This is a genomic window from Devosia sp. (assembly GCF_048261455.1).
In the GTDB taxonomy this organism is placed as follows: domain Bacteria; phylum Pseudomonadota; class Alphaproteobacteria; order Rhizobiales; family Devosiaceae; genus Devosia_A.
In genome coordinates this window covers 1-24,155 of sequence record NZ_JBLXGA010000029.1, presented here as the reverse complement: position 1 = coordinate 24,155, position 24,155 = coordinate 1, and the positions used below count along the sequence as shown (strand labels likewise).

The 24,155-nt window shown below is 64.0% G+C and carries 28 protein-coding genes; 9 read left to right on the top strand and 19 right to left on the bottom strand.

Translation table 11 applies throughout. The annotated features are described in order from the left end of the window. The first annotated feature begins 66 nt into the window (after nt 1-66). The 3 genes from ttcA to ACN0TK_RS17900 all read left to right on the top strand — a co-directional run bounded on the left by ttcA (nt 67) and on the right by ACN0TK_RS17900 (nt 2,676). Nucleotides 67-942, top strand: coding sequence for a tRNA 2-thiocytidine(32) synthetase TtcA (ttcA, locus tag ACN0TK_RS17910; RefSeq protein ID WP_417310908.1), 876 nt, complete (start codon nt 67-69; stop codon nt 940-942). Nucleotides 943-1,114: 172 nt separating this feature from the next. Continuing rightward, the gene (locus ACN0TK_RS17905) at nt 1,115-1,936 is read left to right on the top strand and encodes an inositol monophosphatase family protein (RefSeq protein ID WP_417310905.1); all 822 of its coding nucleotides are present in this window, start codon (nt 1,115-1,117) and stop codon (nt 1,934-1,936) included. A 20-nt stretch (nt 1,937-1,956) separates the two neighbouring features. Continuing rightward, complete coding sequence (locus tag ACN0TK_RS17900) at nt 1,957-2,676, top strand: class I SAM-dependent methyltransferase (RefSeq protein WP_417310904.1); 720 nt, start codon at nt 1,957-1,959, stop codon at nt 2,674-2,676. Nucleotides 2,677-2,700: 24 nt separating this feature from the next. On the opposite strand, the gene ACN0TK_RS17895 is transcribed toward ACN0TK_RS17900, so the two are convergent. Continuing rightward, nucleotides 2,701-3,966 carry a multidrug effflux MFS transporter gene (locus ACN0TK_RS17895; RefSeq protein WP_417310903.1) on the bottom strand — a complete coding sequence of 422 codons (1,266 nt, stop codon included), beginning with the start codon at nt 3,964-3,966 and terminating at the stop codon, nt 2,701-2,703. Nucleotides 3,967-4,081: 115 nt separating this feature from the next. Next, nucleotides 4,082-5,314: an MFS transporter gene (locus ACN0TK_RS17890; RefSeq protein ID WP_417310902.1), complete on the bottom strand. Its 1,233-nt coding sequence runs from the start codon at nt 5,312-5,314 to the stop codon at nt 4,082-4,084. A gap of 202 nt (nt 5,315-5,516) precedes the next feature. On the opposite strand from ACN0TK_RS17890, the gene ACN0TK_RS17885 reads away from it, so the two are divergent. Continuing rightward, the gene (locus ACN0TK_RS17885) at nt 5,517-5,831 is read left to right on the top strand and encodes a Dabb family protein (RefSeq protein WP_417310907.1); all 315 of its coding nucleotides are present in this window, start codon (nt 5,517-5,519) and stop codon (nt 5,829-5,831) included. On the opposite strand, the gene grxD is transcribed toward ACN0TK_RS17885, so the two are convergent. Beyond that, nucleotides 5,815-6,150 carry a Grx4 family monothiol glutaredoxin gene (gene grxD / locus ACN0TK_RS17880; protein WP_417310906.1) on the bottom strand — a complete coding sequence of 112 codons (336 nt, stop codon included), beginning with the start codon at nt 6,148-6,150 and terminating at the stop codon, nt 5,815-5,817. The two genes, ACN0TK_RS17885 and grxD, sit on opposite strands and share 17 nt — an antisense overlap. 255 nt (nt 6,151-6,405) lie before the next feature. Between grxD and ACN0TK_RS17875 the strand changes: the two genes are divergently transcribed. Together ACN0TK_RS17875 and ACN0TK_RS17870 are read left to right on the top strand one after the other, a co-directional pair. Next, nucleotides 6,406-7,554 carry a hypothetical protein gene (locus ACN0TK_RS17875; protein ID WP_417310901.1) on the top strand — a complete coding sequence of 383 codons (1,149 nt, stop codon included), beginning with the start codon at nt 6,406-6,408 and terminating at the stop codon, nt 7,552-7,554. 189 nt (nt 7,555-7,743) lie between these two features. After that, on the top strand, nt 7,744-9,948 hold the full coding sequence (locus ACN0TK_RS17870) for a putative bifunctional diguanylate cyclase/phosphodiesterase (RefSeq protein ID WP_417310900.1): 2,205 nt from the start codon (nt 7,744-7,746) through the stop codon (nt 9,946-9,948). A gap of 44 nt (nt 9,949-9,992) precedes the next feature. On the opposite strand, the gene ACN0TK_RS17865 is transcribed toward ACN0TK_RS17870, so the two are convergent. From ACN0TK_RS17865 to ACN0TK_RS17815, 11 genes are all read right to left on the bottom strand, one after another. Next, nucleotides 9,993-10,532, bottom strand: coding sequence for a gamma-glutamylcyclotransferase family protein (locus tag ACN0TK_RS17865; RefSeq protein WP_417310899.1), 540 nt, complete (start codon nt 10,530-10,532; stop codon nt 9,993-9,995). Nucleotides 10,533-10,561: 29 nt separating this feature from the next. Beyond that, nucleotides 10,562-11,191, bottom strand: a complete 630-nt coding sequence (locus tag ACN0TK_RS17860; protein WP_417310898.1) for an HAD family hydrolase — start codon at nt 11,189-11,191, stop codon at nt 10,562-10,564. Beyond that, nucleotides 11,188-11,775: a hypothetical protein gene (locus ACN0TK_RS17855; RefSeq protein WP_417310897.1), complete on the bottom strand. Its 588-nt coding sequence runs from the start codon at nt 11,773-11,775 to the stop codon at nt 11,188-11,190. Before ACN0TK_RS17855 ends, ACN0TK_RS17860 begins: the two co-directional genes overlap by 4 nt. A 1-nt stretch (nt 11,776) precedes the next feature. Further along, complete coding sequence (locus tag ACN0TK_RS17850) at nt 11,777-12,010, bottom strand: BolA/IbaG family iron-sulfur metabolism protein (RefSeq protein WP_417310896.1); 234 nt, start codon at nt 12,008-12,010, stop codon at nt 11,777-11,779. 138 nt (nt 12,011-12,148) lie between these two features. After that, nucleotides 12,149-12,661: a peptide-methionine (S)-S-oxide reductase MsrA gene (gene msrA / locus ACN0TK_RS17845; protein ID WP_417310895.1), complete on the bottom strand. Its 513-nt coding sequence runs from the start codon at nt 12,659-12,661 to the stop codon at nt 12,149-12,151. 188 nt (nt 12,662-12,849) lie between these two features. Next, complete coding sequence (gene purL / locus ACN0TK_RS17840) at nt 12,850-15,087, bottom strand: phosphoribosylformylglycinamidine synthase subunit PurL (RefSeq protein WP_417310894.1); 2,238 nt, start codon at nt 15,085-15,087, stop codon at nt 12,850-12,852. Beyond that, nucleotides 15,059-15,703: a Pr6Pr family membrane protein gene (locus tag ACN0TK_RS17835; protein ID WP_417310893.1), complete on the bottom strand. Its 645-nt coding sequence runs from the start codon at nt 15,701-15,703 to the stop codon at nt 15,059-15,061. Before ACN0TK_RS17835 ends, purL begins: the two co-directional genes overlap by 29 nt. Nucleotides 15,704-15,801: 98 nt before the next feature. Continuing rightward, nucleotides 15,802-16,275: a CYTH domain-containing protein gene (locus ACN0TK_RS17830; RefSeq protein WP_417310892.1), complete on the bottom strand. Its 474-nt coding sequence runs from the start codon at nt 16,273-16,275 to the stop codon at nt 15,802-15,804. Continuing rightward, on the bottom strand, nt 16,275-17,150 hold the full coding sequence (locus tag ACN0TK_RS17825) for a CHAD domain-containing protein (protein WP_417310891.1): 876 nt from the start codon (nt 17,148-17,150) through the stop codon (nt 16,275-16,277). The genes ACN0TK_RS17830 and ACN0TK_RS17825 overlap by 1 nt, the downstream gene beginning before the upstream one ends. Before the next feature lie 97 nt (nt 17,151-17,247). After that, nucleotides 17,248-17,916, bottom strand: a complete 669-nt coding sequence (gene purQ / locus ACN0TK_RS17820; protein WP_417310890.1) for a phosphoribosylformylglycinamidine synthase subunit PurQ — start codon at nt 17,914-17,916, stop codon at nt 17,248-17,250. Between the two features lie 78 nt (nt 17,917-17,994). Beyond that, nucleotides 17,995-19,080 carry an acyltransferase family protein gene (locus ACN0TK_RS17815; protein WP_417310889.1) on the bottom strand — a complete coding sequence of 362 codons (1,086 nt, stop codon included), beginning with the start codon at nt 19,078-19,080 and terminating at the stop codon, nt 17,995-17,997. A 139-nt stretch (nt 19,081-19,219) separates the two neighbouring features. On the opposite strand from ACN0TK_RS17815, the gene ACN0TK_RS17810 reads away from it, so the two are divergent. Further along, nucleotides 19,220-20,131 (top strand): hypothetical protein, encoded by a 912-nt coding sequence (locus ACN0TK_RS17810; RefSeq protein ID WP_417310888.1) that lies wholly within the window; start codon nt 19,220-19,222, stop codon nt 20,129-20,131. Between the two features lie 264 nt (nt 20,132-20,395). Here the strand turns inward: ACN0TK_RS17810 and purS are convergent, their stop codons facing one another. Beyond that, nucleotides 20,396-20,638 (bottom strand): phosphoribosylformylglycinamidine synthase subunit PurS, encoded by a 243-nt coding sequence (gene purS, locus ACN0TK_RS17805; protein ID WP_417310887.1) that lies wholly within the window; start codon nt 20,636-20,638, stop codon nt 20,396-20,398. Nucleotides 20,639-20,684: 46 nt separating this feature from the next. Next, complete coding sequence (purC, locus tag ACN0TK_RS17800) at nt 20,685-21,449, bottom strand: phosphoribosylaminoimidazolesuccinocarboxamide synthase (RefSeq protein WP_417310886.1); 765 nt, start codon at nt 21,447-21,449, stop codon at nt 20,685-20,687. A gap of 223 nt (nt 21,450-21,672) precedes the next feature. On the opposite strand from purC, the gene ACN0TK_RS17795 reads away from it, so the two are divergent. After that, the gene (locus ACN0TK_RS17795; RefSeq protein ID WP_417310885.1) at nt 21,673-21,996 is read left to right on the top strand and encodes a DUF1476 domain-containing protein; all 324 of its coding nucleotides are present in this window, start codon (nt 21,673-21,675) and stop codon (nt 21,994-21,996) included. Between the two features lie 51 nt (nt 21,997-22,047). Here the strand turns inward: ACN0TK_RS17795 and ACN0TK_RS17790 are convergent, their stop codons facing one another. Together ACN0TK_RS17790 and ACN0TK_RS17785 are read right to left on the bottom strand one after the other, a co-directional pair. Next, the gene (locus ACN0TK_RS17790; RefSeq protein ID WP_417310884.1) at nt 22,048-22,473 is read right to left on the bottom strand and encodes a GNAT family N-acetyltransferase; all 426 of its coding nucleotides are present in this window, start codon (nt 22,471-22,473) and stop codon (nt 22,048-22,050) included. Beyond that, the gene (locus tag ACN0TK_RS17785) at nt 22,470-23,018 is read right to left on the bottom strand and encodes an RBBP9/YdeN family alpha/beta hydrolase (protein WP_417310883.1); all 549 of its coding nucleotides are present in this window, start codon (nt 23,016-23,018) and stop codon (nt 22,470-22,472) included. The genes ACN0TK_RS17790 and ACN0TK_RS17785 overlap by 4 nt, the downstream gene beginning before the upstream one ends. Before the next feature lie 12 nt (nt 23,019-23,030). On the opposite strand from ACN0TK_RS17785, the gene ACN0TK_RS17780 reads away from it, so the two are divergent. Then, a complete protein-coding gene (locus tag ACN0TK_RS17780; RefSeq protein ID WP_417310882.1) occupies nt 23,031-23,453 on the top strand; it encodes an excalibur calcium-binding domain-containing protein in 423 nt (140 codons plus the stop codon). Between the two features lie 3 nt (nt 23,454-23,456). On the opposite strand, the gene ACN0TK_RS17775 is transcribed toward ACN0TK_RS17780, so the two are convergent. Further along, nucleotides 23,457-24,155 (bottom strand): lyase family protein (locus ACN0TK_RS17775; RefSeq protein WP_417310881.1); only part of this gene is annotated, 699 nt, incomplete at its 5' end.

The following is a 24,155-nucleotide window of genomic DNA, read 5'->3' as shown; positions in this document are numbered from 1 at the left end:
CGCGTTGGTCGCCTGCCGGCTGCGATGCCCGTTGCATTGGGGCGCATGCGCAGGCTATCTGGCCCGATGAACGAGATCACCGCCACCGCCCAGTTCGAAGCCGACGCCGAAGACGTCTCCGGCGCGCATCCGCTGTTTGCTCACGCGCCGCGCTCGGTCGCCTTCAACAAGCTGCGCAAGCGCCTCATCCGCAACATGCGCGAGGCGATCGAAACCTTCGGCATGGTGCGGCCGGGCGAAAAGTGGCTGGTTGCCATTTCCGGCGGCAAGGATAGCTACGGCATGCTGGCGCTGTTGCTCGATCTCAAATGGCGCGGCCTGCTGCCGGTCGAGCTGGTCGCTTGCAATCTAGACCAGGGCCAGCCGAATTTTCCCAAGCACATCCTGCCCGACTGGCTGAATGCCAATGGCATCGCCCATCGCATCGAGTATCAGGACACCTATTCGATCGTCACCGACAAGCTGCCGGCCGGCGCGACCTATTGCTCCTTGTGCTCCCGGCTGCGGCGCGGACATCTTTATCGCATTGCGCGGGAGGAGGGGTGCTCGGCGCTGGTGCTCGGCCATCATCGCGAGGACAGCCTCGAAACCTTCTTCATGAACATGTTCCACGGCGGGCGCCTTGCGGCCATGCCGGCGAACCTGCTGAACGACGAGGGCGACCTGCAGGTGTTTCGCCCGATGATCTATTGCGGCGAACCGGACCTCGCGAAATTCGCCGAGCACATGCAGTTCCCGATCATTCCGTGTGACCTGTGCGGATCGCAGGACGGGCTCGAGCGCAACGCGATGAAGGCCATGCTCGACGATCTGGAAAAGCGCATGCCGGGCCGCAAGGATGTGATGATCCGCGCGCTGGGCAATGTTCGCCCGAGCCATTTGCTCGATCCGAAGATTTTCGATTTTGCCGCCCTGCAGCCGGCGGCACAAGAGGCGAACTAGCCCGGTCTTCCAACCGGTTGGGACGGTTTGAGGCCGATGTTCACGTGACTGACGCCATGGGCCTGTTAGGGTCCGGCCGTCCGGCTGCAACAAAAGCGGTCCGGATGTTGTTCAGTCCAATACGCTACGTGCTAGCTTCGCCTTTCCTTTTCTCTGCTGGATGCTTCCTCATATGCCTGACTTCGACATTCTGACCCTCGCAACGATCTTGCGGGACGTGGCCATCGCCGAGATCCGGCCGCGCTTCCGACGCCTCGACGCGGGGCAGATCAAGCAGAAGTCAGAGGCGATCGATCTGGTGACCGAGGCCGATACGGAAGCCGAGCGGCTCATTGGCACCGCGGTGGCCGAGCGCTGGCCCGAGGCGCTGTTTGTCGGCGAGGAATCCGTTGCCGCAGATGCCAGTCTGCTCGACCGCTTCGATGAATCAGAGTTCTCGATCGTCGTCGATCCGGTGGACGGCACGTCGAACTTCGCCGCCGGGTTGCCGCTGTTCGCCACGATGGCGGCGGTGGTGCAGAACGGCGAGACCATCGCCGGCGTCATCTATGACCCGATGGGCGACGACTGGGTGCTGGCAATGAAGGGGCAGGGCGCCTTCATGATCCGTCCCGATGGCGGTCAGGAGCGGCTGACGGTCGACACCGCACCGGCGCTCGAGCAGATGGTCGGCAATGTCTCGATCGCCTGGTTGCCGCCCGAGAGCAAGGCGCGGGTGATGGCCAATCTCGCCCAAGTGCGGGTCGCTGCGAACTATCGCGTGGCGGGGCACGACTACCGGCTGTTCGCGGGCGGCCATTCGCATTTCCTCGCTTTCAACAAGCTGATGCCGTGGGATCACCTCGCCGGCACGCTGATCGCCCAGGAAGCCGGCGGCCATGTTGCGCGCTTCGACGGCTCACCCTATCTCCCTCAGCACCGCGAAGGCGGGCTGCTGGTTGCCACCGATACTGACACCTGGGACCTGCTGCGGCGCGACATCTTCACGGTGTGACGTGGTTTCAGGAGACGAGAATGGACGTACTGCAATACTGGGCGATCGCGGATCGCGATATCGAGATCCAGAACCCGATCACCGCCGACAAGCTGGACCTGCTGTCAGGCTACTGCGACATCCGTGACGGCTTGCGCGTGCTCGATATCGGGTGCGGCAAGGCCTGGCTTTTGCGGCGCTGGGCCGATGCGCATGCGATCGAGGCGACTGGTGTCGACGTGAATCCGGCCTTTCTGGACGTCGCCCGTGCCGCGACGCCGGCTCGTGGCAAGATCACCTTCGTGCAATCGGCCATCGAGGACTATGCCGTCGAGCCCGAGAGCTTCGACGTCGTTCTGTGCCTGGGTGCCGCGGCGGCCTTCGGGGGAGCGCCGCAGGCGCTGGACTGGATGGTCAAGGCGACCCGTCCCGGCGGCTCCGTGGTGCTGGGCGACATCACGCTGCGCCACCGGCCGGACCTCAATCGCGGCGAGGTGCTGCCGCCCGATTCCATCGAAATGATGCATATCGTCGAGCGGCACGGCACCGAGGTCTCTGCTACGATCAGTGCTTCGGACGCCGATTTCGAGCGCTATGCCAGCCATCACCGGCACGCTACGCTGCGCTGGGCGCGCGAGAACCCCGATGATGCGGCACAGGAAGCGGTGCTGAAAAAGAGCCGCGAGGACTGGACCTATTATCAGCAGACGATCCGCGCGATGTTCGGCTGGACCGTGTTCGTCGGCCGCAAGCTCGACTGAGCCCGCGGCCGGGGGTGCCGGGCGTCAGCGCCCGGCAGGCTTTGCTGCCGTCTGGTATTCGGGGCTGACGCCGAAGAGCCTGCCTTTTTCGGCAATCAGGATGCAGCACAGCACCAGAACGCCCATTACCGTATAGCCGGCGGCATTGGGCACGAGCGTGCCGTCATAGTGCTGGCCGATATAGGTGCCGATTAGCGCGCCGCCCACGGTCTGGGTAAAGCCGAACACGGATGCGGCGGTGCCGGCGACCTTGCCCAGTGGCTCCATCGACAGCGAATTCATGTTCGACGCGGCCCAGCCGAACATCCACTGCACGATCACCAGCAGGCCGAAGAACACTACGAAGGGTACGGGCCCCATCAGAGCCAACACCAGCAGGATCGCTGCCGCCGAGATGTAGATCAGTATCGCCGCATGGCTGATGCGGCGCATGCCGAAGGTCTTGACGATGCGCGAGTTGATGAACTGGGCGACCGCAATGGCACCGGCCATGCCCGCGAAGGCCACCGGGAACCATGGTCCAAGTCCGTAGAGCTCGACGAAGATCTGCTGGCTGGCCGAAATGAAGCCGAACATGGCGCCGAACAGGAAGGTGCCGCCGAGGCCGTAGAACAGCGCCTGGCGATTGGTGACGACGATGCGGAAACCATCGGCGATGCTCTTGAGGCTTAGCGGCCGGCGGTTTTCCTCGCTCAGCGTCTCCGGCAGGCGCAGGAAGGCCCAGATGCTGATCGCCAGCGCCAGCCCGGCCATGAAGATGAAGATATAGTGCCATGGCCCCGTCAGCAGGATCACCTGGCCGATGCCCGGCGCGAGAATGGGGATCGCCATGAAGATCATGAAGGTGAGTGACATCACCTCGGCCATCTCGCGCCCCGAGAAGCGGTCGCGGACGACGGCGACGGCGATGACGCGGGTGCCGGCGGCGCCCAGGCCCTGCACGAAGCGCAGTGCCAGCAGCGCTCCAAAGGAGGGCGCGAAGGTCGCCGCGAAGGCGCAGATCAGATAGACGGCTAAGCCGGCCAACAGTGGCGCCCGTCGACCGAAGCGGTCGGTCAGCGGCCCGAAGAACAGCTGCGCAATGCCGAAGCCCAGCATGTAGACGCCGACCACGAGCTGGCGCTCGTTTTCGTTGGCGACACCCAGGGCCTCGCCCATATAGGGCAGCGCCGGCAGCATGACGTCGATGGCCAATGCGTTGAGCGCCATGAGGGCGGCAATGAGAATGATGAATTCAACACGGGACGGGCCCCGCGCGGCGGAGATGGAGGACGTCGCAGACATGATCATGAGCTCGAACGGCCGCGCTAAGCGGCCAGGAAAGTTGGCCGGACCATGCGCTCCGAGGCCACAGATTGCAACCCGGCCTGACCGATAAATCGTCAAATGGCGATAGAAGCCTGCGCTAAGCGGTGTGCAGGCGGAACTGGCTCGAAGCGGTCTCGCGGATGGGCAGATGCAGCGCCGCCGAGCCGAGGCCGAGCAGGATGCCGAGATACCAAACGAGGCTGTAGGACGCCGTCTGGTCAAAGACATAGCCGCCCAGCCAGACGCCCATGAACGATCCCAGCTGGTGGCTGAGGAACGCCAGCCCGTAGAGCATGCCCATGTAGCGCGGTCCGAAGAACAGGCTGACCAGCCCGGCCGTCAGCGGCACGGTCGACAGCCACAAGACCCCCATTGCTGCGGCAAAGATATAGGTCGTCACCTCGGTCACCGGCAGCAGCACGAAGAGCCCGATCGCTACGGCGCGCGAGAAATAGATCGTCGCCAGCAGCAATTGCTTGGGTAGCCGGCTGCCGAGCCAGCCGGAGAGCAGCGAGCCGACGATATTGAAAAGCCCGATCACGGCGATGGCCCAGCTGCCGACATCGGGCGACAGGCCGCATTGGACGAGATAGGCCGGCATATGCACGTTGATGAAGGCAAGGTGGAAGCCGCAGACGAAAAAGCCGATCACCAGCAGCCGATAGGAGCCGTGCCCCCAGGCGCGGGCCAGTGCCTGCATGAACGGCATGTCGGCTTCGCCGATGCCGGTCGCCGCCCGGCCGCGCAGGGTGAAGCTCAGCGGAATGGTCAGCGCCAGGATCACCGCGAGATAGAGCAGGGCGCTCGACCACCCGGCACTGGTGATGAACGCCTGACCGATCGGCGCGAACACGAACTGGCCGAATGAGGAGGCCGCCGTCGCGATGCCGAAGATCATGGCGCGCTTTTCCTGGGGCACGTGCCGCCCGAAGGCGGCCATCACCACGGAAAAGGACGAGGCGGCGATGCCGACGCCGACGATCACCCCGGCGGTGAGGTTCATGGCGCTGCCGTCTGGCGAGATGGTCATCAGCAACAGTCCGGCCGCATAGATCACCAGCCCGCCGAAGACGACGCGACCGGTGCCGTAGCGGTCGGCAAAGCCGCCGGCGAGCGGCTGCGCGAGTCCCCAGGCCAGGTTCTGGATCGCCAGCGCCATGCCCCAGGCCTCGCGGCTCATCGCTAGGTCGGTGGTAACGGGCAGGGTGAAGAGGCCGAAGCTGGTGCGGATGCCATTGGTCACAGCCGCGATGACGCAGCCGGCGATCAGCAGCAGGATCAGCGGCGGCGCGGCGTGGCGCCGTGCGGAGAGCGACGACAGCATGGACATGGGCGAAAGACCCCAAGGTTATCCATTGCCATTAGCGTACCAATGGTTGTCGGGGAAACGCAATCTTGGAATAGGCGTTATCAGCCATGCTGATGGATTTGCCACCTGCCATGCAGGTGCGGCATGCCGGCCCGGCGCTTTGCCGCATTGGCGGCGCGGCCAGAATGACTATCTAGACGGCAGACAAAAAGTGAGGCCCGCCGTGATCCGCCATATCGTATTCTTTACCGCCGCTGCGGCCGACAATGTAGATGCCATCGTCGAGGGGCTGCAGCTGCTCGGCCAGATCCCGCATTCCAGCCATTTCGAGGTATCGCGCAACGCCCGCGTCGATCAGATCGCCAACGAGATCGATGTCGTGGTCTATGCGGAGTTTGCTGATGAAGCGGCGCTCGCCGCCTATAAGGCGCATCCGACCTATGCGGAGGCGACCCGCCGCGTCCGGCCGCTGCGCGAATTGCGCTTTGCGGCCGATTTCGCGGCGGCTGAGCCGGAGGCGATCAGGCGGTCTGCTTGACCGCAATGCCCTTGTCGGCGAAATGCGTCTGCAGCTCACCGGCCTGGAACATCTCGGTGAGGATGTCGGCGCCGCCGACGAACTCGCCCTTGACGTAGAGCTGGGGGATTGTCGGCCAGTTGGTGTAGGCCTTGACGCCCTCGCGCAGGTCCTGGTTCTCCAGAACATTGGCGCTCTCGAAGTCGACGCCCAGATAGTTGAGGATCTGCACGACGCGGCCAGAGAAGCCGCACATGGGGAAGTCGGGCGTGCCCTTCATATACAGGAACACGTCGTTGTTCTTCACCTGCTCGTCGATCACCGCGTTGATGTCGCTCATGTCATTGCCTTTCGTTTTCCGGCCGGGAGGCGCCGGTCGTTTGCCCAACAGATAGTCCTCGCCCCCCTCGATGTCGAGATCAGCCCATCGGTATTTGACGATGAAGCGTTGCTTGCGGTGTGAGATTGTGGGCATGCGCAGAAGTCGCGGCGGGTCGCGTGGGTGCGAATATGGCGCCGGCGATTGACTCTGGCTGCAACCGAGGCTCCAAATCAGCGTTAGATGCGATGAAGCGTCAGTTTTTTGGGGGATCACATGGCCAGTTTGTCTAAACGTTTGCGCGAACCACTGGTTTTGACGCTACTGGTCATTGCGGTTGTCGGGTGGGTCGCATGGCTCGCCATGTGGATCAATTCTTCGTCGGAGTCCGGCGCCCAGCAGGAAACCATCGCCGAACTCACGGCGGAGCGCGATGCCGCCGTCGCCCAGATCGACGAGCAGACCGCGACCAGCGGCGCGCTTGAGGATCTGCAGACGCAACTGGCGAGCAGCCAGTCCGATATGGACGCTGCCAAAGGCGAACTCGAAACAACCCAGACAGAGCTGGCCGCCCGCAACGAGGAACTGGATACCGTTACCCAGCAGGTGGAGGCGCAGCGCGCCGAGGCGAGCGATGTCGAAGCACGGGTCGAAAGCGCCAAGCAGCAGGTGAGCGAACTCGAAGACCGTCAGCAGCAGCTTGAATCTCAGGTCAACGACGCCGAAAGCCAGTTGATCGACATCGGCTCGCGTCTCGAGAAATCCCGTGAACTCGAAGCCACAACCACTGCAAATGTCGCCGAGTATACCGAGGCCGCGGCAAATGCCGCCGCAAGCCTGTCGCGGACGCAGAGCCAGTTGCAGCAGGCTCGGGAGCAACTGACCAGGACGCAGACGCAGCTTGCCGATCTTGCGTCGCAGACCGAGACCAGCCAGCAAACGCTCACGGAGCTGCAAAGCCAGGCGGGCGACCTGCAGACCCTTCGTGACCGCTTGTCGTCGGAGGTCGAGAGCTATCAGGAACAGCTCGACGAATTGCAGCCACAGGTCGAACAATTGACCACGACGCTTGCTAATCGCAGCCAGGAACTGGCGGACGTCGAAGCGCGCCTCGCCGATACGGTTGCGACATCCGATGCCAATAGCGACACAGGAGAGTTTGTGGTGTCGGCTGAAGGCAACGGGCAGGGGCTCAGCATGACGCTGAACGAGGATGGCAGCTTCATCCTGCAAAGCCGCGAGGGCCGCTCGGTTTCGGGCAGCTATACCCTCGACGATGACTCGCTGGCTTTGAACGATGCCACGGGCGATCTGGGCAATGCCACATTCCCGATGACCTGCCCGGTGTCGCGCGATGACAGTGGCTTCACCGTCGGCGACGCCGAGGGATGTGCCATCTCGGGCCTGACGTTCGAGCGGAACTGACTACCGCGCGTCGACCAAGCAACACCTGAATGGGACGCGCTATCTGGCGCGTCCGGTCGGGTGAGTCAGCATGACACGTCATGAGAACTTTACGAAAACCCGCCGCATTGCGCGGTGCACATTAATGGCGTTTGCAGACAAGTGATGTAGCTGTGGCCCGTGCCGAATGTTTGGCCCGGGTTTTTCGAGATGTTTGCGCAATTTCGCACCTTGACCGGAAAGGCGACGCTACTGCTGCTGGTCTTTGTGGCCGCAGGCATTCTTGTCGTCGCCGGACTGGCCTATTACCAGCTCAATGCCTACACGCAGGAGAATGCGCAGATCCGGATCGACCGGGCAGCGCGTGCTGCGTCGGAAATCGCATCCCTCACTTTCGACAGCGACCTGACGGTCGAGCGGGACGCGGCCGGGCTCCCCAGCGCACTCCAGCTCAATGTCGCACAGCGGCCGGACGAGATCGCCGACGACGCGACATTTGACGGCTTGCTGGCCGATATCGGCATGACCAATCAGGGGGCGGCCAATCTGTTCGTCTGGAACGCTGAGACCCAGGCGTTCGACCGCTTCGCGACCACGTTCAGGAAGCCGGACGGCTCGATGCCGCCGCCGATGTCGATCGCCGCCGGTCACCCGGCCTATGCCAGCCTCGCCGCCGGCGAAGTCTTCAAGGGCAATGTGCCTGTCATGGGCCGCATGCGGCTGGCCTACCTGACGCCGATCCTTTCGCCGGCCGGCTCGGTTGCCGGCATTCTGGCGATCGACGTGGGCTTTGCCGACGATCTGGTGCGGGCGCGCAACGAGTTGCGCAGCACGCTGCTGTGGTCGACCGGGCTCATTCTGGTGGTGGTGGCGGCGCTTGGCGCCCACCTGCTGCGGTGCAATCTGCAACCCTTGCGTGAACTGGCACGCTTTGCGCATCGGTTGGCCGAAGGGCAGACCGCCAATCCGGTACCCTTCTCCGAGCGGAATGACGAGGTCGGCCAGCTCGCACTGGGCCTCGGTCGCGTTGTCGACCTGCAGCATCGGCTCGAAACGCTGGCCTATACCGACACCGTCACCGGGCTTGGCAACCGGCCGCAGTTTCTGGCTGATCTCGATCGCACCGTCGCGGCGGCCGGCGCTCTGTCGCGCGGCATGACCTCGGCCGTGCTGATGCTCGATCTCGACCACTTCAAGGAGGTCAACGACGCGCATGGCCACCACGCCGGCGATGCCATCCTGCAGGCCATCGGTCGGCGTATTCTGGCCGAGCTGCCATCCGGCGCCAGGGCTGCGCGGATCGGCGGCGACGAATTTGCCATGGTCGTCGATGCCATTGCACCTGACAAGATCCACGCGCTGTGCGGCCGGCTGCTGCAGGTTGTGGCGCAGCCAATAACTATCGCGGAAGGGCAGGTGCATACGCAGGCCAGCATCGGCGTGGCGCTGATCCCCCAGCATGCCGACACGGCGCAGGATGCTTACCTGCATGCCGATCTGGCGCTGCGCGGCGCCAAGGCGGATGGCCGCAACCGTACCACCATGTACGCGACGCACCTGCTCGAGACGGCGCAGCAGACCATGGAACTCGCATCGATGCTGCGCGAGGCAATCGGAAACGGCGAGCTCTCGCTGCACTTTCAGCCGCAGGTCCGGCTGCATCCGCAACGCGTGCATGGTCTGGAGGCGCTGGCGCGCTGGCAGCATCCGGTGCATGGCTTCATTTCGCCCGGCACCTTCATCCCCGTCGCCGAGACCAATGGGCTGATCGTCGAGCTGGGCAAGTGGGTGCTGAACGAGGTCAGCCGGATCGGCCGTCAGTGGCTCGACGAGGGGCTCGCGTTCGAGTGGATTTCGGTCAATGTCTCGGCGGCCCAACTGTGGCAGCCCGACTTCATCGAAACCGTCATCGCGGCGCTCGGCCGCCATGAGTTTCCGGCCGAGCGGCTGTGTATCGAAGTCACCGAAACGCTGTTCGCCCACGACGCCAAGGGGCGCTCGGTCGAGGTCTTCAACGCGTTGCGCATTCTGGGCATTCGCGTGTCGCTAGATGATTTCGGGTCGGGCTATTCGTCGCTGTCCTATCTCAACCGCATGCCGCTCGACGAACTCAAGATCGATCGCAGTTTCGTGGCGAAAGTTGATCGCGACGCGCGCAAGCAGCAGGTGCTCGGCGGTATCGTCGCGCTGGGCGAGGGCTTGGGCCTGTCGATCATTGCCGAAGGGGCGGAAACCCGCGAAGAGGTGCAATTCCTCGCCCGTCTCGGCTGCGACTATGTCCAGGGCTACTACTTCTCGCGGCCCGTCCCCAAAGATCAGGTGCCGCTGACCATCGCGCGCATTGCCGCTTCGGACGCGGATTGGTCAGTCGCCGATCCGGCAGAAGGGCATATAGCCGACAAGCGCCGGGCGTAAGCAGTGGCAGTACCCGCGAACGACTGAGCGTGAGAAGGGGCCGCTTATCGCGCCGCCGATTCGAGCGTCGCCCGCTCTCGCGCATCACGTGCCCTGTCGGGGTCATCTGTCGCCACGACCGGCAGGATGAACGTCTCGACATAATCCTGCGGCAAGCCGTGTTCGCGGGCGCCGGCAAGGACGTAGGCCTTGTACCAGCCATAGGGCTCGAGGCTGTCATCGATGTGGCCCGGCATGGCGCGATAGGTGAGCGCTTCGCGATGCTGGCCGGCGGCATCGACCACCGTCACCGTGTCGCGCGTATAGCCCTTGCCGACGCCTTCCGCGGCATCGAGGCGCGGCAGTTCGGCCGGCTCCAGGTGGTAAAGAACGCCGATCACCTGACTGTCGGCGCTGGTCGCCAAGGCATTGCATTTGCCGGAGCCGTCGGCACTACGCTTATGAAAGCGCAGGACGTGGCCGGGCAGGGTGGCAATACCGAGCGGCAGACAACTGGGTGTGCGCTGACGCAGTCGGGCCGTCGCGATGTTTGACCCATAGGCGAAATAGAGGACTGGCTCGGGTGTCTGGTCGCTGGTCCTCATCTCGTCACTGCCGGTCCTAGGGCCGCCGTCTAGCCGCCGAGCCGGGCCTTGATCCACGGGTGCTCGGTGACGTCCTCAAGCGCGTCGAACTGTACCGCCTCCCAGCCATGGGCGCGCGCACCTTTCACCACGTCTTCGCGGTCGTCGAAAAACAGCGGCGGTTCGGATTGCCGTCCGAGACGGGCATCGATCCAGTCGAAGTACGGTTTGGTTGGTTTGATGTGGCCGACGCGGGCGGAATGGAACATGTCCTCGAACAGCTCGCCGAAGCCGAGCTGCTGCCACAGGTACTGGGCCCGCATGTGCTCCTGGTTGGTCGCAACGTACAGCGGGACGCCGGCTCCCTTCAGCCGGCCGACGACATCCAGCAATGGCTGGTTGAGATTGGCGTCATTCTTCAGCCAATAGCCGGCGAAGGCCATGGACGGGCCGCGATAACCGAGGCCGGGCAGCGTGCGATCCAGTGCCGTCAGCAGCGACATGCGGCCCACGATCACCTGCTTCATGAAGATGTCGTGGATGAACTCGGTGCGGAACCGTTCGGGGTCGACGCCCAGGTCAGCCTGCAGCTTGTCATCCCAGCGCACCTGCTTTTCTGCCTTGGCGTGATAGCCGTGCACCAGCACGCCATCGACGTCGAACAGGACAACACGGCTCATTTCTCGGTCTCGTCTTTCACATGCGGGGCCACGGCGATCAGATGCGCGATCCAGGCGCGGGCATGGCGCTTGCCGATGCCGTACATGTGCCAGGTGCGCGCGCCCTCGCCGGTCGTGGTGATGAAGAGCCCGGCTCTCAGATGCCCGGCGGTCGCAGAGAAGAAGGCAAAGATCGTCAGCAGGAAGCTCAGGATGCTGATGCCGGCCCCCGGCACCACGGCACCGACCTGTTCGGGCACAAAGCGCAGTTTCTCGAGGTCGGCCAGGGGATACACCGCGGCGCCCTTGGTGTCGGCCAGCAGCACGCGACCAGCCGACTTGTCGATGGCGAGGCCGGAGCCGTTGAACCAGGCCTGATGGTCGGGCGTGAAGCCGTCGGCGAGAGCCGCTTCGAAGCCCCGGCGGCCGGCGCCTTTGGCGGACCGGCGTGCGGCGAGATAGGCCAGCCAGGGCATGACCATCACCAGCACGCCCGGCACCAGAATGCCCTGTTCGCTCTCAACGAGCCCGAAGACCACAGCCACACCGCCGGCAACGGTGCAGGCGATAGCCGCAATCAGCAGCAGGAAGCTGAGGACGCGCACCTCAGTCTGGCGCGCGGGTCTGGACCGACAGCGAATGCAGCGTCGTGCCCATGTCCTCGCCAAAGGCGGCGTTGACCATCTGGTGCTGCTGCACGCGCGACTTGCCGCGGAACTGCTCGGAAGTCACTGTTGCCGCGTAATGGTCCCCGTCGCCCGCGAGGTCGCGGATTTCCACCTGCGCATCGGGAATGGCCGCAACGATGCGCTTCTCGATCTCGCTGGCAGTCATCGGCATGGGGCGGCTCCTTGGGCTTGGTCAGACCTAAGGTATGGCATGGGCCTAGAGTCGCATCAACCGGAGGAGCAGGTGGCCCCCGACTCGTGCCGAGCTGGCGCGCTTCGGCGCCAGCCCGGTCATGTGCCGGGTTGCAGCTCAGGCCGCCTCGCGCCGCGGCAGCTTCCAGTTCGGCCGTGGGAAATGGCACGTGTAACCATGGGGGATGCGCTGCAGGTAGTCCTGATGCTCGGGCTCGGCTTCCCAGAAATCGCCGACTGGCTCGAGCTCGGTCACCACCTTGCCGGGCCACAGGCCCGAGGCGTCGACGTCCTTGATGGTGTCGATGGCGACAGCCTTCTGGTCGTCGTTCTCGTAGTAGATCGCTGAGCGATAGCTCTTGCCACGGTCATTGCCCTGGCGATCCTTGGTCGAGGGGTCGTGGATCTGGAAGAAGAACTCGAGGATGTCGCGATAGCTGATGCGGTCGGGATCGAAGATGATCTCGACAGCCTCGGCATGGGTGCCGTGGTTGCGATAGGTGGCGTTGGGCACGTCGCCGCCGGAATAGCCGACGCGGGTCGAGATCACGCCGTCCTTGTGCCGGATCAGCTCCTGCATGCCCCAGAAACAGCCACCAGCCAGAACTGCGCGCTCGGTCTTGTCCGTCATGATGCGGGCTCCTCTAATGTGATGACCCAATATAGGGCGCGCCGCGGCGAATTGTTATAGCCGCTCACGAGATCGGCATTTCCCCGGGCGCCCGCTCAGATGCCGTTCATCGGCACGGCGCTGGCGTGGCGATTTCGCAGCGAAACTGTGCAGGCGCCCACAAGACATTTCATATCAGTGACTTGGCGTCAGCCAATCTCGCCCTGCATGTAGTCCGGGAACCAGCTTTCGTGCGCGGTCCGTAGCTCGCTCAGCGCGATCGGCCGGGCTTCGCCCAGCGTCAGGCTGGTGCCACCGGTCGTGCCGATCCACGGCGCGAAGACGCCGGCGAAGGGGTAGACCTCCTCGAAGAACTTATCGAGCCGGTCGCGCTTCATGGTGACGAGATAGCGGCCCTGGTCTTCGCCGAAGAACAGCGGAATGGGATCGCCGCCGTCGAGCTGGTTTACCGTCGCGCCGATGCCGGAGGCCAGCGCCATTTCGGCCAGGCCCATGGCGAGCCCGCCATCGGAGAGGTCATGCACGGCCGTCGCGACGCCATCGCGGATCAGGATGCGGACCAGATCACCGACGCGCTTTTCATGCGCCAGGTCGACGGGCGGCGGCGTGCCATCGCGACGGTCGAACAGGTCGCGCAGGTAGATCGACTGACCGAGGTGCGTGCCCCACCATTCGGGCGCGCCGAACAGCAGGATGGCCTCGTCCTCAGCCGCGAAACCGGCGGTCGCCATGCGCGCCGTATCGGGGATCAGCCCGACGCCGCCCATGGTCGGTGTCGGCAGAATGCCCTCGCCATTGGTTTCGTTGTAGAGCGACACATTGCCCGAAACGATCGGGAAATCGAGCGCCCGGCAGGCCTCGCCGATGCCGAGGATGGCCTTGACCATCTGGCCCATGTTCTCGGGACGCTCGGGGTTGCCGAAGTTGAGATTGTCAGTGGCGGCCAGCGGCTCGGCGCCGGTAGCCGTCAGGTTGCGCCAGCATTCGGCGACCGCCTGCTTGCCGCCCTCGAAAGGGTCGGCCTCGCAATAGCGTGGCGTCACGTCGGACGAAAAGGCCAGCGCCTTCGTCGGGTGGCCGTCGACCCGCACCACGCCGGCGTCGCCGCCCGGGCGCTGCAACGTATTGCCCTGGATCATCGTGTCATACTGCTCCCAGACCCAGCGGCGGGAGCTCGAGTTGGCCGAGTTGAGCAGCTTCAGCAGCGCGTCGGCGATATCCATTTGCGGGATGTCATCGGCAGCGAGCGCGGCGGGCACCACTGGCTCGGTCCAGGGCCGGTCGTATTCGGGGGCTTCGTCGCCCAGGTCCTTGATCGGCAGGTTGGCCACTTCGACGCCGCGCCACAGCACCCGGAACCTGAGGTCATCGGTGGTCTTGCCGACGGTCGCGAAGTCCAGTTCCCACTTTTCGAAGACCTGGCGGGCTGCAGTCTCCTTATCAGGATGCAGCACCATGAGCATGCGTTCCTGGCTTTCGCTCAGCATCATCTCATAGGCGGTCATCGCATCTTCGCGGACCGGCACCTTGTCGAGATCGAGCTCGATGCCGAGATCGCCCTTGGCGCCCATTTCAACGGCCGAGCAGGTGAGGCCCGCCGCGCCCATGTCCTGAATGGCGATGACAGCGCCGGTCGCCATGAGTTCGATACAGGCTTCCAGCAGGCGCTTTTCGGTGAAGGGGTCGCCGACCTGCACCGTGGGGCGTTTTTCCTCGATATCATCGCCGAATTCGGCCGAGGCCATATTGGCGCCGCCGACGCCATCGCGTCCGGTCTTGGCGCCGAGATAAACCACCGGCAGGCCCACGCCCTTAGCCTCGGAATAGAAAATCTTGTCGGCATCGGCGAGGCCGGCCGCGAAGGCGTTGACGAGGATATTGCCGTTGTAGCGGGCGTCGAACTCGACCTCGCCACCGACCGTCGGCACGCCGAAGGAATTGCCATAGCCACCCACGCCGGAGACGACGCCGGCCATAAGATGCCGGGTCTTTTCGTGCTCGGGAGCGCCGAAACGCAGGGCGTTCATCGCCGCGATCGGGCGGGCGCCCATGGTGAAGACGTCGCGCAGAATGCCGCCGACCCCGGTCGCGGCCCCCTGATGCGGCTCGATGAAGCTGGGGTGGTTGTGGCTTTCCATCTTGAAGACCACGGTCTGGCCGTCGCCGATGTCGACCACGCCGGCATTCTCGCCCGGCCCCTGAATCACCCGTTCACCCGTCGTCGGCAGCGTGCGCAGCCACTTCTTCGAGCTCTTGTACGAGCAGTGCTCGTTCCACATCGCCGAGAAGATGCCGAGCTCGGTATAGGTCGGCGTGCGGCCGATCAGGTTGAGGATCTTCAGATATTCCTCGGGCTTGATGTTGTGCGCGGCGATCAGCTCGGCATTGATCTCGGGTTCAGCGATCTGGGGAGCGTTCGGGGTCATGCTGGATCTTGCTTGCGAGGATGGACTTGTCGATGGTGACGGCAAAGGCATTGAGCACGGTTTGAACGACCAGCAAAGCGGTCATGTTGATGGTCACCTGAGCCGGCCCGAGCATGGGAATGTCGGCGAAGGCATAGGGGTATTGGCCAAACATCAGGCCACGGCCCATCGTGTAGATGACAAAGAGCACGGATGGGGCGAGCATTAGTGGCAATTCGGCATAGGTCAGTGTGCCGCTGCGATTGAAGCCCACGGACCACACGATAAGCAGCGGCGGCAGAACGAGATGCAACGTGATGTCCGCCACGAGTTGACCGCCGTGCGCCTGCCATTGCGGGGCCAGCACCAGCAAATAGATGCCGATGGTCAGCGTGCCGGCTGCAGCCATGGTCGCGTAGACCCAGGGTTGCCGAAAACCACGAAGCCAGCGGGAACGGGCGAAGATGTCTGCGGCAAAGATCAGCACGGTCAGAATGCTGGCCAGATTGTTGAATGAACCAAAAAATTGCGCGGCCGCGGCCCCAAGCGTCGGCCCGGCGGCGACGGTCATGCCGAACTGCAGCACGAGCGCACATAGTCCGATGGTCAATCCGGCGGTGGCGATCGCGTGCCGCAACGAGCAGGTCTCGGGGTTCAGTCCAACTGCGTGCCGGAGTAGGGTGGTTGCGCGCAAACTTCCAGAGGCGAAGCCCGCAAATCACCGATGAATCGCGTTCAATTGCGAATTGGCGGCGCAGTGGCGTCAACAAGCAACGCATTGGCATAGCGCTTGTCCTGGCTCACCTCTTCGCCGAGCCAGGAAGGTGTGGCGAAGCTTTCGGCTTCGTCACCGAGTTCGATCTCGGCGACGATCAGTCCGGACAACCTGTCTTCGAATACGTCGATGGTCCACTCATGGCCGACATGCTCAATGAAATGTCGCGTCTTGCTCAGCCGCGCCTCGCCGCACAGCACGAGCAGGTCCTCGGCCTCGTCGCGCGGGATGGCATATTCGAACTCGGGCCGTGAGACGCCGACGGTCTTCCCCTTGAGGGTCAGCATGGCATCATCGCCGTCGATCAGCCGGATGCGCACCGTCGCGGTCGGGCCACGGGCAATATAGCCCTGGGTCATGCGCTCGCTGCGGATCACCGCGGCGCGCCAGCTGTCATTGGCGACCAGAAACTTGCGCTCGATCTCGGTCGCCATCAGACCTCGACCTGCGCTGGCTTTCTGGCGGCGAGATAGGCGCCGAAACGGCCGCGCAGGGCTTTTGGCTTTTCCGCAAACACCTGTCCACCGAGCGAGTCTATGCGCGGCTCCAGTTCGCGCTGTCGCCGTCGGGCAGCGGTCAGAACCGGCGCCGTTGCAAGATCGATCGCCAGCGACTCCGGGTCGGCGAGCAGCGCTTCGCGTAGCATGACCAGATCGTGGTGCTGGCCCAGAAGTTCTGCCAGTTCGCTGGCAACGGCAATTTCCGAGGCGAGCAAATCGGCCGCGAAATTCTCCAGCAGGCGCAGGTGAAGAGCATGGTACTTGGCGTCCTTGCGCCACTCGTGCATCAGCTCGCCGTCGTCATCCTTAGCTGCCTCCCGCGCGCCACGCCGAGCAGCGCGATAGGTGCGGGCCACGCCTTTGGCCAGCGTTTTCTCGGTGATGTCGGCCACCGGCCAGAAGTCGAGCCGCACGATCAGGGCGCGCATTTCATCGGCAAAGCCGGCGAGGGCCTGGCGATCGGGGGCGTCGTCGCGCGCTGCGGCGACCGGTTCAGCTGGCGGCAGTTCGGCCCATTCGAGCAGCGCTTTCAGTGCATTGCCGGCAACTTCGGCGTCGCGCGGTCCCGCCATCTTGCGCGCGATATCGCGCAGCCGGCGATTCTCCATGGCAAAGTCGGGAAAGTCCGGACGGACCAGGCGGATCAGGGCGCGCAGTTTCTTGATACGGCGGCGGCATTCGTGCACGCGTTCGGCCGGCGCCCCGGCTTCATCGCGCGCAGCCGTCTCAGCCTTGGCAGCCTGTTCGCGTGCGATGCGCAGAAAACCGTCGGCAATCGAACGGTCTTTGGCGCTCCATCGATATCCCATGTCCGCTCCTGCCGATCGCCTGGCGCTTCTTGTACGGGCTCAGCGCCGCCCGGCACAAGACGTGCCGGGATTAACAGGGAAGACGATAACGATGCGATCAGGCGACACGCTGATAAAGGCTCGAAAACAGCCCGCGCCCGTCATCGCCACCATGCGCGGCCTCGATCAGGTTCTCGGGGTGCGGCATCAGCCCCAGCACATTGCCTTCGGCATTGATGATGCCGGCGATGTCGTTGAGCGAGCCGTTGGGGTTGGTGCCTTCGGCATAGCGGAAAACCACGCGGCCCTCGCCCTCGAGCCGGGCCAGCGTTTCGGGGTCGGTGAAGTAATTGCCGTCGTGATGGGCCACCGGGCAGCGGATGATCTGGCCCTGGGTATAGGCGCCGGTGAAGGCAGTATTGGCGTTGGTCACTTCCAGCTTCACCTCACGGCAGACAAAGCGCAGCGATGTGTTGCGCATCAATGCGCCTGGCAGCAGGCCCGCCTCGATGAGGATCTGGAAACCGTTGCAGACGCCCAGCACCTTGACGCCGCGGGCGGCGCGTTCGCGCACCTTGTCCATGATCGGCGAGCGTGCCGCGATGGCGCCGCAGCGCAGGTAGTCGCCGTAGGAAAAGCCGCCGGGTATGACGATCAGGTCGGTTTCGGGGATATCGGCATCCTGGTGCCACACCACGGCCGGCGCTTCGCCGCCGACCTTGGTCAGCGCGGCGATCATGTCGCGCTCGCGGTTCAATCCAGGAAAAACGATGACGGCGGCTCGCATCGGCAGCTCCAGCAGGTTCGCCCGATCCTTTGTTGAGTCTGGGCGCCAAATGCAAGAGCGGGCTGCCGCCCCGGGCGATTATTCCGCTGCTATGATGGTTTCGCGGCGGCGCGTATCCGTAGCACGCGCCCCTGGCAGATGGGCCCAATCTGGCCGCTCGAACAGGAAGCGACCCCAGCCCGTGCGGCGCACCACGGCGTAGACCACAAGCGGTGCCAGCAGCGAGACCACCATCACGATGGTGCTGACGAGGCTGACATTGTCGCTGACATCGTAGCGCAGCAGCAGGGTGCGCAGCGCCGCCATGGGAATCGAAAAGCTCACATAGATGACGATCGAGTTGGCACCGAGCCAGCGCAGCCAGCTGGTGTGCGGCAGGCGGATCAGCAGGGCGGCGGTGACGCAGACGCCCAGTGCTCCGGCGATGGCCAGCATCAGGTGAATGCCGGGCAGGGCGGCATAGCCCATCTGAACGCCCCGCAGCCTGAACTCGAAGCCGCCCGCGAACACCAGCAGGCCCTCGATCAGGGCATAGCCCAGCAGCACGGCGATCGCGAGCCCGGCGCGGTGCTGGGCCGCCGCGACGAGGCGGAAGATCACTGGGGCCAGGGCGTAGCCGGCGTAGAAATAGACGAAATAGGCCGCGTAGTGATCGACAAGGGAGTTGCCGGTCTTGAGGTCCAGCATCTGCAGCGCGGCGGCGATGGGCAACGTCGCCCAATGCGGCACCTTCAGTTCGAACAGCAGCTTGGCGGTCAGGCCGTAAAAGGCCAGCATGTAGATGAACCACAGGACGCCATAAGGCACGACCGTCGCGATCACGATATCTTCGAGCGCGGACATCACGTCGCCGGTGCCAAGCCCCACCTTGAAGGCGACTTGCAGCACGACCCACAGCGCGTAAAAGTACAGGTAGTGCACGATCCGCCGATCAGTGAAGCGCAACCACGGGCGCGCGATCACATGGCCAAGGAACAGCCCCGAGATCAGGAAGAACTCCGGCATGCGGAACGGCGTCGCCCAGGCGATGACCCAGTGCCAGATGCCGACATCGCCGAGCTGTTCTCCCACGCCATAGGCTGAGTGCATCATCACGACGAGGATGATAGACAGCCCTTTTGCGGCATCGACCCAATCGAGGCGTTCTGTTGATCCGGACAGCATATGGTTTCCAATTCCTTGCGCGCGATCCTACCGGATCATCGGCGCGCCTTGGATTAACTCTTTGGAAACCGTTAATCGGTGCCGTTAACGTCTCGCATTTTATGGAATTTAGACGCGCACATCTGCGCGCGGAGGCCGAATGACCACCCGGATCGTCGGAATTGCCCTCGTCCAGAACGAAGAGAATTTCGTCAGCTGGGCATTGGGCAATGTGATCGATTTCTGCGATGAGTTGCTGGTTCTCGACAACCGCAGCCGCGACGGCACCTGGCCGGCGCTGGAGCAACTGGCCGCGGCCAACCCGAAAATCCGCTTGCAGCGTGAGCCGAATGCGCTGCGCTCGAACGCGCACCTGCAGCCCTATCTCGGCCAGGACGTCTGGGTATTCGGCATCGATGGCGACGAGATCTACGACCGCGATGGGCTGCTGCGCCTCAGGGCGCGGCTGCTCGCCGGCGAGTTCGCCAACCACTGGCGCATCGTCGGACATACGCTGAACGCCACCCAGGTCGATTTCGCGGCGGGCGAGGGGACCGGCTACGCTTCGCCCGAGGCGGCCTCGCCGACGAAACTCTATAATTTCTCCCAGCTCGCCAGCTGGCACGTCAACACGCAGCGTCTGCACGGACGGCCGCAGTTTCTGCCCGGGTTCGAACCGGAATCGACCGCTGATCTCCACGACTCGGGCAGCTGGAACGACTGCGACTTCCGCTGCCTGCACCTGTGCTTTTTCCCGCGCTCAGGGCACGACGAAGAGGTCGAGGTGCGACGCAACATCACCGACAAGAGCTTCCGCAACGTCGTGCGCCGCCCGATTTTCGGACTGCTGAAGCTGCTCGGGCTGGAACGCGGCAGGCTTGGTGCCTATCTGGCGCCCCGGCGCCAGATCAAGAAGATGGTGCGCTATCGCCGCGGCCGCCTCGTAACCTTGCCGCTTGGCGCATCATTCGGTCGTCCGCCTGCCGATCCGGGTGGCAAGCTCGAAGCGATGATCAGGAGAATCTCCCTGCGCCGCGCGAGTGATCCCGATGCGGGCATGCCGGTCGACTAGGCGAACGCCGCCACGCAGCAACCATCGCGCGCAGGCGGCCTTGCCAGTGTTTCGGCAACACCACAGACCCGGCGGCCTGCCGGTCGAACTGCTCTGATGGTGGCGTTTGAAACCGGTTAGACGGGGACCGACGCGTATGCCGCGAACAGCAAGCCGAGGGTCAAAAAGAAGGCGACGGACAGCGAGAAGGTCTTGAGCATCGGATGATCTTTACTGGGAAACTGGCGCGGTACGCAGCGCAACCAGAACACTAGGCGGCGAATCTTAAGGCGTGATTTCTATCGTGTAGTTTTCGATCACCGTGTTCGCCAAGAGCTTGTCGCACATGGCACGAACATTGGCCTCTGCCTGTTGCACATCGGTCCCAGTAAATTCGATGTCGAACACCTTGCCCTGGCGCACCAGTCCGACATCGTCGAAGCCGAGGCTCTTCAACGATCCCTGAATGGCCTGACCCTGCGGGTCGAGCACACCATTTTTCAGAGTGACGGTGACACGGGCTTTCATCGCAAAATCCGATTGCTGGGGCGGGCGTCGGGCGCCCGCCGCGCGGTCATTGCACGAGTCGCGGACCGGTGGTCAACGCATTGTCGGTTTCCACCAGAATGCCCAGCCGCTGCGCGACTTCGCGATAGGCATCGAGCAGGCCGCCCAGGCTTTCGCGGAAGCGATCCTTGTCCAGCTTGTTGCGGGTCTTGATGTCCCACAGCCGGCAATTGTCGGGGCTGATCTCATCGGCGAGGACGATCCGCATCAGATCGCCATCATAGAGCCGGCCGCACTCGATCTTGAAATCGACGAGCTGGATGCCGACGCCCATGAACAGGCCGGTAAGGAAATCGTTGACCCGGATGGCCAGCGACATGATGTCGTCCAGCTCCTGGGGCGTCGCCCAGCCGAAGGCAGTGATATGCTCTTCCGACACCATCGGGTCGTTGAGCGCATCGTCCTTGTAGTAGAATTCGATGATCGAGCGGGGCAGCTGGGTGCCGGGCTCGAGGCCCAGCCGCTTGGTCAGCGAGCCGGCAGCGACATTGCGCACCACTACCTCGAGCGGAATGATCTCGACTTCCTTGATCAGCTGCTCACGCATGTTGAGCCGGCGGATGAAGTGCGTCGGGATGCCGAGGCCGTTGAGCTTGGTGAAGATATACTCGGAAATCCGGTTGTTCAGCACACCCTTGCCGTCAACGATCTCATGCTTGGCGCCATTGCCGGCGGTGGCATCGTCTTTGAAATACTGGATCAGCGTGCCCGGCTCGGGCCCTTCGTAAAGGGTCTTGGCCTTGCCGTCATAGATCTTCCGGCGACGGTTCATATGAGCTCTGCCTCATGGACAATGTCGGGTGATTTCGGCGCGTTCATGCGCCAGAAGCGCGACCCAATGCAAGTTGTTTCGGGGTGCGGCGCCCGTCTGTGGCGCGTGGCGCGGAGACCCGGACCAAATACCGCGTCTGCCTGCCGTTGATTTGGGCGTTGGCGCAGCTTATGTCCAGTCCTATCGAGGGTGCCCGGATTGCGGGCTGTGATTGGAGAGATCGATGGCCACATTCGAAGACCGCCAAAAGGGTCAGGAAGCCAAGTTCGCGCATGATTCCGAGCTGCGCTTCAAGGCCGAAGCCCGGCGTAACCGACTGCTCGGGCTCTGGGCGGCTGAACAGATGGGGCTCAACGAGACCCATGCCAAGGAATATGCGGCCGAAGTCGTTTCTGCCGATTTCGAGGAAGCGGGCGAGGAAGACGTGTTCCGCAAGGTGTCCGCCGACATGAAGGCCAAGAACGCCAATGTCACCGACGAGATGATTCGCCAGAAGATGGCCGAGTTCGTCGCCGTGGCGCAGCAGCAGGTTCTGGCCGAGGGCTGAGCCAACGGCTCACATCACTTTTGGAAAAGGCCGGCCCTGCGCCGGCCTTTTTCATGCTCCGTTGTCTGGCGCGCGCCAGTACATGCCCACCGATTCCGGGGCCGTCGGGGCGAATCCGTATTTGGCGTAAAGATGCTGCGCGTCGCCATCGGCGATCAGGCTGACATAGGCGCGCGGCGGCGCCTCGGCGGTCAGATGCTCCATCAGCGCCGCCATGATGCGCTTGCCGAGGCCCTTTTTCTGGTGCGCCGGCTCGACCGCAATATCGACGATCTGAAAGGCGGTGCCGCCGTCGCCGATGATCCGACCCATGCCCACCGCCCGTCCGGCATGCTGGATGGTGACGCCGAACCAGGTGTTTGGCAGGCCCAGGGCGGCGCCTTCGGCGGAGCGCGCGTGCATTCCGGCCTCGGCACGCAGACGCATGTAATCGTCGACCGAGGGCGTCTGGGGATCGAGTGTATAGGTGTCGCTCATAGTCGCTGCATCAATCGTGTGAACATCATCAGACCTTCCGGCCACGGGCCATGCCCGGACGCCGGGTTGATATGGCCGGCATTAACGGCAAGATGCATGTCCGAGCCCCACGACGCTGCCATGTCCGCTGCGCGCTCGGCCGAGACAAGGTCGTCATTGGTCGAGGCGACCAGCATCGAGGGAAAGGGCAGGGGATTGCGCGGCACATCACCGAAACTCAGCGCGGCACGTGGCACCGCCTTGCCTTCATGGTCGGGCGGCGACACGAGAAACGCGCCGACCACCTTTCCTTCGGGAAAGCGCGGCGCGGCATGGACCAGCGCCGAGACGCCGAGCGAGTGGGCGACCAGCACGACGGGCCGTTCGGCCATCTCCACAGCTTCCACCAGCGCCGCGGTCCAGTCGCGCAGGTCCGGGTTCTTCCACTCGTCCTGTTCGACCATGCGCCCGGTCGAGAACCGCTCCGCCCAGCGGCTCTGCCAATGGTCCGGTCCGGCGTTTCCCAGTCCGGGAACGACGAGAATATCTGCGTCGGCGATCCGCATTCTGCTGACCTCATGAGGGTTTTGGTTGTCGTCATAGCGATGATTTTCGCTCCGGGCCAGAGCATGGCGCAGGCGCTGAATTGTGCGTCAGAGCCCTATTGTACCCAGATGCGCAGCTGCGCCGAAGCCGACTTCTATCTGCGTCAGTGCGGCCATGTGGCGCGCGACGGCGACGGGGACGGCATTCCCTGCGAAGCGCTGTGCGGAGACACCATGGCACTCTATCTGCAGCGCCGCGAGATCGGCGCCGCCCAGACGTCCGGTGGCGCCGGTCTGCTGTCGCCGGCGCCTGCCCAGACGGTCACCTGCGGCGCGAAACGTACCTGCGGGCAGATGGTCAGCTGCGCCGAGGCGCGGGCCTATCTCACTCAGTGCGGCGTCACCTCGCTCGATCGCGACCGCGACGGCACGCCCTGCGAGTCGATCTGTCGCTGAGCCTCAGGCCTCGGGCCCGAACACCCGGGCAAAGATCGCGTCGACATGCTTCAGGTGATAAAAATCATCGAACATGTCGTCGATCTTGCTGGCGCCGAGCTTTTCGGCCACGTCGGCGTCGTCCTTGAGCAGTTGGGCGAACATGCCAGTGCGGTCGCCTCGGGCCTGCCAGACCTGCATAGCGTTGCGCTGCACGGCCGCATAGGCATCCTCGCGGCTCATGCCAGCCTGGGTGAGCGCCAGCAGCACGCGCTGCGAATTGTGCAGCCCGCCCAGCAGGTCGAGATTGCGCTTCATGTTCTCGGGATAGACCAGCAGGTTGTCGATCAGCCCGACCAGCCGGTTGAGGGCAAAATCCAGCGTCACCGTGGCGTCCGGCCCGATCATCCGCTCGACCGAGGAATGCGAAATGTCCCGCTCGTGCCACAGCGCGACGTTCTCGAGCGCCGGGGTGACCATGCCGCGCACGATGCGGGCGAGGCCGGTGAGGTTCTCGCTCAGAACCGGATTGCGCTTATGCGGCATGGCCGACGAGCCTTTCTGGCCAGGCGAAAAGAACTCTTCGACCTCGAGCACCTCGGTACGCTGCAGGTGGCGGATCTCGGTGGCGACGCGCTCGACCGATGAGGCGATGACGCCGAGCGTCGCAAAGAACATGGCGTGCCGGTCGCGCGGGATGACCTGGGTCGAGACGGGCTCGAC